Source organism: Limnohabitans sp., from assembly GCF_046052825.1.
In the GTDB taxonomy this organism is placed as follows: Bacteria; Pseudomonadota; Gammaproteobacteria; order Burkholderiales; family Burkholderiaceae_C; genus Limnohabitans.
This window is the reverse complement of the sequence record NZ_JAVLFP010000029.1, coordinates 32993-45568: the sequence shown is the minus strand read 5'-3', so window position 1 is coordinate 45568 and position 12576 is coordinate 32993. Positions and strand designations below refer to the sequence as shown.

Genomic DNA, 12576 nt, shown 5'->3' with positions numbered 1-12576 from the left:
ATCTACACTCGACTAGTCGTCGGCAGCGTCAGATGTGTATAAGAGACAGATGTGATCCATGTGCCCTACAAAGGCAGCTCTGGCTCGGTGAACGATTTGATCTCGGGCCAAGTGAGCGCACTGTTCAGCAGCCTGCCCTCGCTGCAAGGCTTGATCGACAAGGGCTATGTGCGCTTGCTGGCGGCTACCGCGCCCAGCCAATCACCGGCCACCAAACATTTGCCACTGATGTCGGCCACCCTGCCCGAGTTTGAATACGCCACCTGGTACGCCATGTACGCACCGCTGGCCACACCGCCCGCTTTGGTGGAACGCATCAACCAGGCTCTGAGCCGTGCGCTGAAAAACCCAGCCCTCACCAGCAAGGTGGAAGCGGCGGGCACCGAGCTGCGCACGGGCTCGGCCGAAGAGGTGCTGCAGTGGACCCAACGCGACGCAGCCAAATGGCGCCGCGTGATTCAAGACGCCAAGATCACGCTGGAGTAGCGCCGCCCGCGGGGTGGCTGAGGGCGTCAATCTCTGCTGGGCTGTAACCCAGCTCAGCCAACACCACCGCGTTGTGCTCGCCCAAGCGCGGCGGTGACAGGCGAATGCCAGGGCGCTGACCATCCAGCGTGAACGGCAGCAACACCGCAGGGGCGCTGCGCCCATCGGGCAAGGTGATGGGCGACAAGCCCCCGCTGGCTTGCAGGTGCGGGTCATCAAGCAACTCATGCGGACGGGTGATGGGCGCAAACGGCAAGCCGTGTTGCTCAAACACAGTGGCCAAGTCGGTGGCGGACCAAGCGGCCAAGCGTTCGCGCAAGATGGGCATCATCCAGTCGCGGTTGCGCACGCGGTCGTTGTTGCTGTGCAAGCGGGCATCGGCTTTGAGGTCGGCAAAGCCAAAGGCGTTGCAAAAAATGCCCCAGGCGGTGTCGCTGACCACCGCCAAAAAGATTTGCGCATCGTCTTTGACCTGGAACACGTCGTAAATGCCCCAGGCCGAAATGCGCGCTGGCATGGGAGCGGCGGCTTTGCCGGTGACGGCAAACTGCATCATGTGCTGGGCCATCAGGAACACATTGTTTTCAAACAAGGCACTTTGCACTTCTTGGCCCAGCCCCGTCTTCTCGCGTTGCGCTAGCGACGCCATGACGCCCAAAGCGCCAAACACGCCGCCCATGATGTCGTTCACGCTGGTGCCAGCACGCAAAGGGTCACCGGGGCGGCCGGTCATGTAGGCCAAGCCGCCCATCATCTGCACCACTTCGTCCAAGGCGGTGCGGTGTTCATACGGCCCAGGCAGAAAGCCCTTGTGGCTGACATAGATCAACCGTGGGTTCAAGGCTTTGAGGCTGGCGTAATCCAACCCCAGCTTGCGCATGGTGCCGCTCTTGAAGTTCTCGCTCACCACGTCGGCGGTGGCAATCAAGCGCAGCACGGCCTCTTTGCCTTCGACCGTTTCCAGGTCGAGCGCCAGGCTTTTTTTGTTGCGGTTGAACATCGGGAAAAAGCCCGCGCCTGAGCCAATCAACTGCCGCGTGGCGTCGCCGTGGCGGCCGTGACCAATGGGTTCGACCTTGATCACCTCGGCGCCCAAATCGGCCAGCGCCATGCCGCAGGTCGGGCCCATCACCATGTGGGTGAACTCCACCACGCGCAGGCCCGCATAAGGCGCGGGCTGCGAGGGTGTGGATGGTGTGGTGGTGGTATTGGTCATGGGCAACACATCAAGTGTCAGAGCCAGCCCTTGGGCAGGCCCGCTTCGGGCGTCATGCCGTACAGCGGTTCATCGGGTAAGCCGTCGCGCAAAGGTGCGCGTGCGGCCATCAAACGGGTCAAGTCCACGCCGGTGCGCACGCCCATGGCTTCGAACATGAACACCAGGTCTTCGGTCACCACATTGCCCGAAGCACCGGGGGCGTAGGGGCAGCCGCCCAAGCCGCCGAGCGAACTGTCGAAGGTGCGCACGCCCGCGTCGTAAGCGGCCAAGCAATTGGCCAAGCCGAGACCACGCGTGTTGTGCATGTGGGCCGCGCCGGTTTTGTCGCCAATGGCGGCACGCACTTTGGCAAACAGACGCCGCACCTGCGCGGGGTTGGCCATGCCGGTGGTGTCGGACAGGCCCGACTCATCGGCCCCCGCCTCCACCACGGCCTGCGCCAGCCAGACCACGTCGTCTTCGGGCACCACGCCCTGCAAGGTGCAACCAAAGGCGGTGGAAATGCCGGCTTCGATGTGCACCTGCGGCGCGAGTAGGTTTTTGAGCTGCACGATGGCACGCACTTCGGCCACCATGTCTTCGCGTGTTTTACGCACATTGGCCATGGAGTGCGCGGCACTGGCCGACACCGGAATGGTGAGCTTGTGCACGCCCGCACGCAGCGCAGCCTCAGCACCACGCAGGTTGGGCACCAAGGCCATGACGGTCAGACCCTTGTGAGTCAAGGCGTGGCGCACCACCTCGGCGGTGTCGGCCATTTGCGGCAACAGCTTGCGCGGCACAAACGAGCCGACCTCGATCTCGCGCAAGCCCGCCGCCACCAGGGCATCGAGCCAACGCAGCTTGTGCGCGGTGGACATGACCCGGCTGACCGACTGCAAACCGTCGCGCGGGCCGACTTCGCTGATCAGCACATCAGGCGTGGACGACATCAGAAACAACTGGGGTGAACATGGTGCCAATTTAACCATCGTCTGAACGGGTAAAGTGGGCCTCACGATGATGAGGAGACACCCATGTTCAACCGTTTTCTAAACCGCACATTGCGCCATACCACCCTGGCCCTGTCGTTGATGGGTGCCAGCGCCCTGTGGGCCCAAACGCCCAGCACCGAGGTGCAGTGGCTGGGCCAATCGGCCTTCAAGATCACCACCCCGGGTGGCAAGACCGTGATCACCGACCCGTGGCTCAAGGCCAACCCGCTGACACCACCCGAGTACAAAAACCTGGAGAACCTGGGCAAGGTGGATGTGCTGCTGGTGAGCCACGCGCACTGGGACCATTTTGCCGATGCCCCGGCCCTGGCGTTGATGCACCACGTGAAGATGTACGCCCCAGGTGACATGAACCAAACCGCCACGCTGCTGGGCATCTTGCCACCCGAGTTGCTGCCGCGCTTCAACAAAAGCGGCACGGTCGAGCCTGCACCCGGCATCCAAGTGACCGCCGTACACGCCGAGCACTCGTCGGTGCTGGTGTGGAAGAACCCAAGCACCGGCAAAGACGAAGCCCATGTGGGCGGCGAACCGCTGGGCTTCATCATCACCTTGGAGAACGGCTTCAAGATTTACCACATGGGCGACACGGGCGTGTTTGGCGACATGAAACTGATTGCCGAGATGTACAAACCGGACCTGGTATTGGTACCGATTGGCGGCAACTTCACCATGGGTCCGACCGAAGCGGCCTATGCGCTGAAAGCCTGGTTCAAACCGCAAGCGGTGATCCCGATGCACTACGGGGCCAACCCCTTGGCCAAGGGCACAGCCGCCCAGTTTGTCGACGCCATGAAAGGCAGTGGCATCCCGGTGCTGGCCTTGAAGCCGGGCGAGCGGGCCAAGTTTTGAAGCTCAGGGCTTGGCGCCCAACACCACCGTGACCATGCGCTCGGGTTGCAAAGTGCGTGCGAAGGCGGCTTGGATGTCGGCGGCCGTCAGGCGCTGCACCTTGTCGCTCCAGGTGTCCAAGTAGTCCAAGGGCAAGTCGTACCAGGCAATGTTGCTCACGTTGTCGAGCAGCTTGCGGTTGCTGTCCAGGCGCAGCGCAAAGCCGCCAATCAGGTTGTCTTTGGCGGCTTGCACTTCGGCCTCGGTGGGGCCATGCTGCACAAAGTCGACCAATACCTCGCGCGCCACCTGCACCGCTTGAGCCGCCTGGTTGGCGCGGGTCTGCAAAGCGATGCGGAACGCGCCCGCGTGCATGCCAGGCGAGAAGTAACTGGACACGCTGTAGCTCAAGCCACGTTTCTCGCGCACCTGCTCGGTCAGGCGTGACACAAAGCCGCCGCCGCCCAACACATAGTTGCCCACGGTCAGCGCCAAGAAGTCGGGGCTTTGGCGCGCAATGCCGGGCTGTCCGATGAAGACATGGGCTTGGGCAGACTCAAACGGGATGTCGATGTTTTGGGCGCGTGCCAAGGGTTGTACCTGCGACACGCCCGGCAAGGCGGCACAGGCTTTGCCCTGAGGCAAGCCTGCCAGCAACTGGGTCACGCGGGCTTGGGCTTGGGCACGGTTGAGCGCACCCACCACACTGACCCGCGCGTGGCAAGCTTGCAGGTGATGCGCATGGAAGGCCCGCATGGGCGCCGCCTCGATGGCCTGCAAATGCGCAGGCGTGGTGTCTAGGCCATAGGGGTGCACGCCATACACGGCGGTTGCAAACGCGCGAGCCGCCACATAGGCGGGCTGGGTTTTGGCCTCGGCCAAAGAGGCCAGCCAGCGTTGGCGCTCGCTGTGCCACACCGCTGTGGGAAAACTCGGCTGCGCCAACTGCCGGGCGGCCAGTTGCACCGCACCGTCGAGCAATTCGGCGCGGGTGAGGCTGCGCAGGTTGACGCTGAAGCGGTCGTTGCTGGCCCCCAGGCTGAGCGAGGCCCCCAGGTCGGCCCAGGCCTCACCCAACGCGTTTTCATCCATCGCCGGTGCACCACCGTGCGCGGCAATGCCTTTGCTCATCATCAAAGCCGTGGCCGATGCCAGCCCCACTTGGTGGGCCGGGTCGCGGCGTGCGCCAGCGTCGAAGTCAATTTGCACATCGACCATCGGCAAGCCTGGTGCCTCCACCAGGTAGACCCGCGCACCGTTGGGCATGACCCAGTGTTGGATGGGAATGCCCGCTTGGGCCCATGAGGACAGACAGGCCAGCACCAGGCCCAAGAACGTGCGTGTGCAACGTGAGGTGTTCATCGTGTGGCCTCCATCGGCTTGGCCTGGGACTTCGATGCGTTGGCAGCGGTCTTGGGCATGGGCAGGGGTTGCAACACCGCCACCGTCAACTGCGTGTCGTCAAAGTAGCGCTGCGCCACCGAGCGCACTTGCTCGGGGGTGACCGCTTGCAGGCGGTCGAGCAAAAGCTCGTTGCTGTCCAGGGGCAGGCCTTCGATCCAAGAGGTGCCAATTTCTCGCGCTTGGTTGAACAAAGAGTCGCGCTGGTAGACCTTGGCGGCCATCCATTGCGCTTTGACACGGCGCATCTCGGCCTCGCTCACGCCCTCGCGGGCGATGCGTTGGATCTGAGCGCGCAAGGCGGCCTCTAAGCCATCGGTGGTTTTGCCCTGGGCCGGCACGCCGGTGAGCATGAACGTCTGGGGGCCGCGGCCACTCAAGCCATACGAGGCACCGACCTCATCAGCCAAGCGCGTGGGGCCTTGCGCCAAGGCACGGTCGAGTCGCGCACCGCTGTAGCCGTCGAGCACGGCCGACAACAGGGTGAGGGCCAAGCTGTCTTGGGTACCGGGGCTGTCGTCAAAGGCCAACAGGCCAGGGACTTTCCACGACAAGCACAAATACGCTTGTTCCGCCGGGGCTTGAACGGTGACGCGCTTGATGCCTTTTTGAAGCGGCTCGATGCGCGGCTTACGCGCAGGCACCTCACCCGCAGGCACACGGCCATAGGTGGCCTGTGCGAGCTTGAGCACGGCTTGGGGCTCCACATCACCCACCACCACCACGGTGGCGTTGGCGGGCACGTACCAGCGGCGGTAAAAGTCGCGCGCGTCTTGCGGCTTCATGGCCTCTAAGTCGTTCATCCAACCCACGATGGGGCGGCGGTGAGGCGACGCCACAAACTGGGTCGCACTGAGTTGCTCAAACAACAAAGCCCGAGGCGCGTCGTCGGTGCGCATGCGCCGCTCTTCTTTGACCACTTCCAACTCGCGGACAAATTCGTCGTCAGGCCATTGGTTGTTGGCAAATCGGTCGGACTCCAAGCGCATCACATCGGCCAAACGCTGAGCCGGGATTTGTTGGTAATACCCGGTGTAGTCTTTGCTGGTGAAAGCGTTTTCACGCCCACCCAAGGCCGCCACTTGGCGCGAGAAGTCACCCGCTTTGACGGTGGGCGTGCCTTTGAACAGCATGTGTTCGAGCATATGGGCCAGCCCACTGCTGCCGTCGACCTCGTCCATGGAGCCCACGCGCACCCACAGCATGTGCACCGCGGTGGGGGCGCGGTGGTCGGCCTTGACCAGGAGCGTCATGCCGTTGTCGAGCATGAAGCGCTGCACCTGGGCGTCGGCTTGTGCCCATGCCAACCCGGAGCACACACCCAAGGCGAGGATGAGCCGCTGCAGCACGCGCGCACAAAGAGATGAAAAGGGTTTCAAACAGTGTGCGCGCGGTTCATGCGGCACGCGAGGCATGGCGTTGGTTGTTGCAGTGTTCATGGCTGATGGCCAAATTTTCCAAATGGCTGTTGCCCCCTTGACTCAAAGGCTGGATGTGTTCCAAGGTGGCGGTGTCGTGCGGCACATGTTGCCCGCATACCCAGCAAGGTACCACGCCATGCATTTGGCGCGCGACTGTTTTGTAGATCTTTTCTCGGGTGAGTGCTAAACGGCTCAAGGGACGGTGCTCCAAAGTCAGGCCGAGATTTTGACATTCACCCAGGCGACACCTGCGTGACATGGCCTATGGATTCCACCCTTGTCATTCAAACGGGGGGCCGTTAGCTTTGGGTCTGCGTTGCTTCATTCCTTCAGGTCAGGTTCTGTTTTCATGTCTTCCCCTCCCCCTTCTTTGGCCCTGGCTCGCTTCAAGGTGCTCGATTTGACCCGCGTGCGTTCAGGCCCGACCTGTGTGCGTGTGTTGGCCGACTTTGGGGCCGATGTGATTCGCATCGAGTCGCCCCCGGGTGTTGACCCCAATGAAGGGGCCTTGGGTGGGCGTGAAACCTACGACATGCTCAATTTGCACCGCAACAAGCGCGCCATCACGCTCAACCTGAAAGAACCAGAAGCGCGAGAGATTTTTTACCGACTGGTGGAAACCGCCGATGTGGTGGTGGAGAACTTTCGCCCCGATGTGAAGTTTCGTTTGGGTCTTGATTACGACCGCCTGGCAGCCATCAATCCACGCATCATCTTGGCCAGCATTTCGGGGTTCGGCGAGGACGGGCCTTACCGCGAGCGCCCTGGATTCGATCAAATTGCCCAGGGCATGGGCGGCATGATGTCGGTCACGGGCTTGCCCGGTCAAGGCCCGGTGCGCGCCGGGATTGCGATTGCCGATTCGAGTGCCGGTAACTTTGCGGCCATGGGCGTGATGGTGGCGCTGCTGGAGCGCGAAACCTCGGGCCGTGGCCAATGGGTGCAGACCAATTTGTTGCAATCGATGATTGGCATGTGCGATTTCCAAGCCGCGCGTTATTTGATCGAGGGCGACGTCCCACCCCAAGCCGGCAATGACCACCCCTTTGCCACGCCCATGGGCACGTTTCAATCGTCCAACGGGCACTTCAACATTGGCGCCTCGGGCACCACGCAGTTTCGCGCTTTGTGCACCGTGCTCGGTCGCTTGGACCTGCGCGATGAACCACGCTACCAAACCAACCCCGGGCGCTTGCAAGACCGCAACTACCTCAACGCCGAGCTGAACCGCGCTTTCGCCCAACACACCACCCAACACTGGGTGGACTGCCTCAATGCAGCGGGTGTGCCCTGTGGGCCGATCTACAACATGCAAGAGGTGTTTGAGGACCCACAGGTTCAACACTTGAACGCCGCCGTCACGGTGCACAACGCCAAGCGCGGTGACATTCGGGTGGTGGCGCAGCCCATCACCCTCACGCGCACACCAGCCAGTGTGCGGTCGAGCCAACCCCCATTGGGCGAACACAACCACGAGGTGCTCACCAGCCTGGGGTACACCGAATCACAAATCGCCGCATGGCAAGAAAAAAAGGTCATCTGACATGTCCACACCTGAACCCCACGCCCCCGGCACACTGCAAAGTTTCAAACGCGGACACGTTGGCCATGTCGTGTTCAACAACCCCAGAAAATTCAATGCCATGAGCTATGACATGTGGGCCGCCCTGCCCCAAGTCATGCAAGACTTTGTGGACGACGTCGACGTCCGGGTGATTGTGCTCAGCGGTGCCGGCGACAAAGCGTTTGTCTCGGGCGCCGACATCAGCCAATTCGACACCATGCGCACCGGCGACGCCAACATCGTCTACTCGCAAGCCTCCGAAGCCGGGTACGCTGCCGTGCTGGACTGCCCCAAACCCACCGTGGCCCAAATTCAAGGCATCTGCATGGGCGGCGGTTTGGGCCTCGCGCTCAACTGCGATGTGCGCATTTGTGCCAGCAACGCCAAATTTCGCATGCCGGCCGGGCGCCTGGGTCTGGGCTATGCCTTCGATGGGGTGAAGCGCTTCACCGAGGTGGTGGGGGTGAGCCACACCGCCGATTTGTTTTTCAGCGCCCGCATTTTTGACGCCCAAGATGCGCTGGCCATGGGACTGGTCAAGCAAGTGGTTGCGCCAGAAGCCTTGTCGGCCACTGTTGACGACTACACACGCACGGTGTGTGAGAACGCACCGCTCACCTTGGCTGCTGCCAAGCGCGCGTTGTTGGAGCTGCGCAAGAACCCCGAGCAGCGCGACATGGCCTTGGTGCAAGCCATGGTGAGCGCGTGCTTTGCCAGCCAAGACTACCAAGAAGGTCGCCAAGCGTTTGCTGCCAAACGCGCCCCTGTTTTCAATGGTCACTAGGAGTACACGCCCATGTTCAACGGTTTGTCACGTCGCTCGTTTCAGTGGTTAGGCGCTGCCTGCTTGTGCTGTGCACTGTCGGCCTTGGCGCAACCCTACCCCAACAAACCGATCCGCTTTGTGGTGGGCTACCCGCCCGGCGGCTCGGGCGACTTTGTGACGCGCACCGTGGGTGAGGCGATTGCCGCAGAGCTGGGCCAGTCGGCCGTGATTGACAACCGCCCCGGCGCTGCGGGCAACTTGGCCAGCGAGATCGTGCTCAAAGCGCCCGCCGATGGCTACACCTTGTTGGTGGGCAGCAACCCGTACATCAACAAGGCGCTGTACAAAAAGTTGCCCTACGACATCGAGAAAGACTTCCAACCCGTCACCCTGTTGGCCAACGGGCCCATGGTGATTGCGGTCAACAACAGCTTGCCAGTCCACAGCATCCGAGAGTTGATTGCGTATGCCAAGAAGAACCCTGGCAAGCTCAACTTTGCGTCGAGCGGCAACGGCTCGGCGCCGCACATGGCCGGGGTGTTGTTCAACAGCGTGTCAGACCTGGACATCTTGCACATTCCCTTCAAGGGCGGCGCACCCGCAGTGCAGTCGGTGATTGCGGGCGACACCCAAGTGATTTACGGCACCTCGCCTGTGGTGTTGCCTCAGGTGCGCGGCGGACGCATTCGCGCCTTGGCCATCACCACGCAAGAAAAGTCGGGCGCCATCCCCGGCATCATGGGCATGAAAGAGGCCGCACTGCCCGACTACGACATCAGCTTTTCATTTGGTTTGTACGCCCCCTCTGCGATGCGCGCAGAGGACATCAAGAAAGTGTTTGATGCGGCCGTGAAAGTGTTGAAGCGCCCCGACATTCGCGACAAACTGGCCACGCAAGGCATGGACCCGGCACCCAATGCCTCCCCCGCCGAGTTTCAAGCGCAAAACCTCAAAGACGCGCCGATGTGGGCCAAGCTGGTGGTGGACTCGGGCGCCAAGGTCGATTGATCACGCCTGCGACAGCAGGTCATGGACCGCCTGCTCGCCTGCGATCTTGCCAAACACCAATGCACGCAACATGGCCACCGAGTTGGGCGCCTGACGGTAAAAATGCCCCGTCACTTCGCCCGCTGCATACAAGCCGTGAATCGTGCCGTGTGCACTGAGCACTTGGGCTTGTGGGTTGGTTTTGACACCGCCAAAGGTGTAGACCAAAGCCCCCACCAGGGGCCACGCCAAGAAGGGGCCTTGGTCAATGGCTCGGGCCCAATTGGACTTGGGCGGCTGCCCCACCGGTGCGCAAGCCAAGCCGTCCTTGCGGGTCGGGTCAAACTGCGCTGGCGTGCCATGGCAAGCGGCATTGAAGTCGCCCACCGTGCGCACCAAGGCATCCACAGGCAAACCCAAAGCTTGGGCCAAGGCCTCCAGGCTGGGGGCTGAGACGGGGGGCACGTCAGAGCGAATCGCACGGGAGTAGTCTGCAATGGTGAGCAACTTGGCGTCCAAAATGGTCCAGGCTTGTTGCTCGGGCAAATCATGCTGCATCTGGTGAGAAAAACGCTCCCAGGTTTCATGCATCAAGCCTGCACCCTCGTCAAAAAAACGCTGGCCTTGCGCGTTCACCACCACCCCATAGGGGTAGACCAAGACCACCGGAGCGGGGCCTTGGCTGCGCGGGTCAATGGGCTCAGCGTGACCGGTGTGCCAGTCGCCAGACGGCAGCGCACCCAAGGCCAAGGCGGCACGGATGCCTCCCCCATCATTGAAGGCAGTGCCCTTGGCGATGAGACGAAAGTTTTTGGCGGCAGACCCCAAGTGAGTGTGCAGCATCTCCGGGTTGCCTTGAAAACCGCCGCAGGCTAAGACCACCGCATCGGCTGGCCAGGTTTGCCACTGTCCGTTTGCATCGGTGCCCACCACGCCGGTGACCCGGTGGGCGTCGCCCAGCACTTCGGTGAGGGTGAAGCGATCGACCCATTCCACGCCCGCGGCCTGCGCCTGCGCACGCAAGGCTTGCAACAGGGCCGCGCCGCCGCCTTGAGGCTGGATGCGCGCTGGGCCCTTGGCCAAGTAGTAAGGCGGACTGAGAAAGGTGATACCCAGCGTGACCAGCCAATCGGCCATGGCAGGGGCCTGGTCAACCAGCTGCTGAAAATAATCGGGGTCGGCGAGGCCCTCTGATTCCGCCATGACCTCGTCGACAAAACCAGGTGCCATTTGGTGGTTAGCTTGCAAGCGAATGTTGGACGGGCTCCAGCGCGAGTTGCCACCGCTGTCGGCTTCGCTGGCCGCATCGAGCACGGTGATCTGCACGTTCAACCCAGAGCGGCGCGCTTGGCCTAAGGCCGAGACCACCGCGCACAGACCGGCTGCGCCCTGACCCACCACCAGCAAGCGGCGCGGTGACGGCGAAGGTTGCGCCGACATGCTAGAGACCTTGTGCTGCAAACCGCCCTGCGCGGCGACCCGACACAAACGCCCAGGCCAAATGATGACCGTGGCCTTTGAGCAGCAAGCCGCCTTGGCCGGTAGAGCCTGCGGCATACAAACCAGCGATGGGCGCATCGGCCGCATCCAAGACATGGTGATGCGCGTTGACCTTGAGCCCGCCCTCGTTGTGCACAAACACCGAGCGCACCGGACCCAAGGCCACAAAGGGGCCAGATTGCAAGGCGCGCACACCACCCGATTGGGCACTGTGGCGCAAGGCGGTCGGATCCATCTTCAAGCGCTGGGCCAAGGCGTCAAGCGTGGGCGCTTGGGTGTAAACATCGGGGCGGTTGCGCCGGTAGTCGTCGACATACGCATAGGCAATGCCGGGCGCGGTCGACACGAAGTTCGGCCAAGCCGAAAACTGCTGCACCAGGGATTGGTCGAGCACGATGTAGCCCACCTTGTCGGGTTGATCCGGCAAACGCAGGGCCGGACGGTCGCACTCGTTGCCCAAGCGTTCGCCGCGCTGGTTGACCAAAATTGCACCAAGGTCAAACAACGTGGTCGAAGGGGCCAAGGCGGTGGTCAAAAACTTCATGACGAAGGGGCGCAACACCACCCCCGGCACATGGTCAATGGCCCAAGCCATGAACACCGCCAGCCAACGCCAAGGGGGCAAGCGTCGCATCAAGGTTTCGTGGGTGGGCGCCATGAAACGGATCTCCGGGCCCAGTGCCAAATCGCCGTTGAGGATGCGCCCGCCCAGCGCTTCTGCCGCGCGTTGGCCGTCGCCCGTGGCGGTCACGTTGACGGCTTCGACCTTGGCTTCTTGCGGCCCCATGAAGCGCGCCTTGAGTTCGGGGCTGTTGGTGAAGTCACCTGCCGCCAACACCACACCACGGCGTGCCGTGATGCGCTGAACACCAGATGCATGGCGAACCTCCACGCCCGTGACACGGCCTTCGTGCAGCAGCAACTGTGTCAAACAATGCCCAGTGCGAATGTCCACACCCGCGTCCCGCGCACGGCGACTGAGGTGGTAGATGAACGAGCGTGAATTGGGCAGCACGTTGTGCATGCGCGGCACGCGGTGTGGTGGCTCGGGCATCGGGCCCATGAAGCGCACGCCCGAGTCGAGCAGCCACTGGAAGGTGTCGGGAATGTCTTGGCACAAGATACGTCGCAAGTCGTGGTTGTCGCGGTCGGCCAAGTCCCCGGCAAAACCGGGCATGTCGGCCCAATGGTCTTCGGAGTTGTCGTCAATGCCAACGCGTTGTTGGTGCGGAGTGCCACTGGACGTGACCGAACCAATCGACCACGCGGTGGACCCTCCGAGGGCATCGTTTTTTTCCAGCAATAGCACGCTGGCCCCATGGGCTTGGGCCTCGATGGCCGCCGCCAGGCCAGAGCCTCCGCCGCCAATGACCACCACATCAAACGCAAGCGCTGTCATACCGTGC

At 62.4% G+C, this 12576-nt stretch carries 12 protein-coding genes; 5 read left to right on the top strand and 7 right to left on the bottom strand.

Going from position 1 to position 12576, the window contains the following annotated elements; genetic code table 11:
• Positions 1-51: 51 nt before the first annotated feature.
• A complete protein-coding gene (locus tag ACKWJN_RS04725) occupies positions 52-486 on the top strand; it encodes a tripartite tricarboxylate transporter substrate-binding protein (RefSeq protein WP_408594981.1) in 435 nt (144 codons plus the stop codon).
• Here the strand turns inward: ACKWJN_RS04725 and ACKWJN_RS04720 are convergent.
• Entirely contained in the window at positions 473-1702 is a 1230-nt protein-coding gene (locus ACKWJN_RS04720) for a CaiB/BaiF CoA transferase family protein (RefSeq protein WP_408594979.1), read from the bottom strand. The two genes, ACKWJN_RS04725 and ACKWJN_RS04720, sit on opposite strands and share 14 nt — an antisense overlap.
• Before the next feature lie 17 nt (positions 1703-1719).
• The gene (locus ACKWJN_RS04715; protein WP_408594977.1) at positions 1720-2637 is read right to left on the bottom strand and encodes a hydroxymethylglutaryl-CoA lyase; all 918 of its coding nucleotides are present in this window, start codon (positions 2635-2637) and stop codon (positions 1720-1722) included.
• Between the two features lie 84 nt (positions 2638-2721).
• Between ACKWJN_RS04715 and ACKWJN_RS04710 the strand changes: the two genes are divergently transcribed.
• Positions 2722-3552, top strand: coding sequence for a metal-dependent hydrolase (locus tag ACKWJN_RS04710; RefSeq protein ID WP_408594975.1), 831 nt, complete (start codon positions 2722-2724; stop codon positions 3550-3552).
• Positions 3553-3555: 3 nt separating this feature from the next.
• On the opposite strand, the gene ACKWJN_RS04705 is transcribed toward ACKWJN_RS04710, so the two are convergent.
• From ACKWJN_RS04705 to ACKWJN_RS04695, 3 genes are read right to left on the bottom strand one after another with little or no spacing between them, the layout of a single operon-like run.
• A complete protein-coding gene (locus tag ACKWJN_RS04705) occupies positions 3556-4893 on the bottom strand; it encodes a M16 family metallopeptidase (protein WP_408594973.1) in 1338 nt (445 codons plus the stop codon).
• Positions 4890-6371: a M16 family metallopeptidase gene (locus ACKWJN_RS04700; RefSeq protein WP_408594971.1), complete on the bottom strand. Its 1482-nt coding sequence runs from the start codon at positions 6369-6371 to the stop codon at positions 4890-4892. Before ACKWJN_RS04700 ends, ACKWJN_RS04705 begins: the two co-directional genes overlap by 4 nt.
• Positions 6328-6549, bottom strand: a complete 222-nt coding sequence (locus ACKWJN_RS04695; protein WP_408594969.1) for an HNH endonuclease — start codon at positions 6547-6549, stop codon at positions 6328-6330. Before ACKWJN_RS04695 ends, ACKWJN_RS04700 begins: the two co-directional genes overlap by 44 nt.
• 153 nt (positions 6550-6702) lie before the next feature.
• On the opposite strand from ACKWJN_RS04695, the gene ACKWJN_RS04690 reads away from it, so the two are divergent.
• From ACKWJN_RS04690 to ACKWJN_RS04680, 3 genes are read left to right on the top strand one after another with little or no spacing between them, the layout of a single operon-like run.
• Positions 6703-7896, top strand: a complete 1194-nt coding sequence (locus tag ACKWJN_RS04690; protein WP_408594967.1) for a CaiB/BaiF CoA transferase family protein — start codon at positions 6703-6705, stop codon at positions 7894-7896.
• Position 7897: 1 nt separating this feature from the next.
• Positions 7898-8701, top strand: a complete 804-nt coding sequence (locus ACKWJN_RS04685) for an enoyl-CoA hydratase (RefSeq protein ID WP_408594966.1) — start codon at positions 7898-7900, stop codon at positions 8699-8701.
• A gap of 12 nt (positions 8702-8713) precedes the next feature.
• Positions 8714-9691: a Bug family tripartite tricarboxylate transporter substrate binding protein gene (locus ACKWJN_RS04680; RefSeq protein WP_408594964.1), complete on the top strand. Its 978-nt coding sequence runs from the start codon at positions 8714-8716 to the stop codon at positions 9689-9691.
• Here ACKWJN_RS04680 and ACKWJN_RS04675 read toward each other — a convergent pair whose 3' ends face one another.
• A complete protein-coding gene (locus tag ACKWJN_RS04675) occupies positions 9692-11110 on the bottom strand; it encodes an FAD-binding protein (RefSeq protein ID WP_408594963.1) in 1419 nt (472 codons plus the stop codon). It lies immediately after the preceding gene.
• A 1-nt stretch (position 11111) separates the two neighbouring features.
• Positions 11112-12569 (bottom strand): FAD-dependent oxidoreductase, encoded by a 1458-nt coding sequence (locus ACKWJN_RS04670; protein WP_408594962.1) that lies wholly within the window; start codon positions 12567-12569, stop codon positions 11112-11114.
• Positions 12570-12576 lie beyond the last annotated feature (7 nt).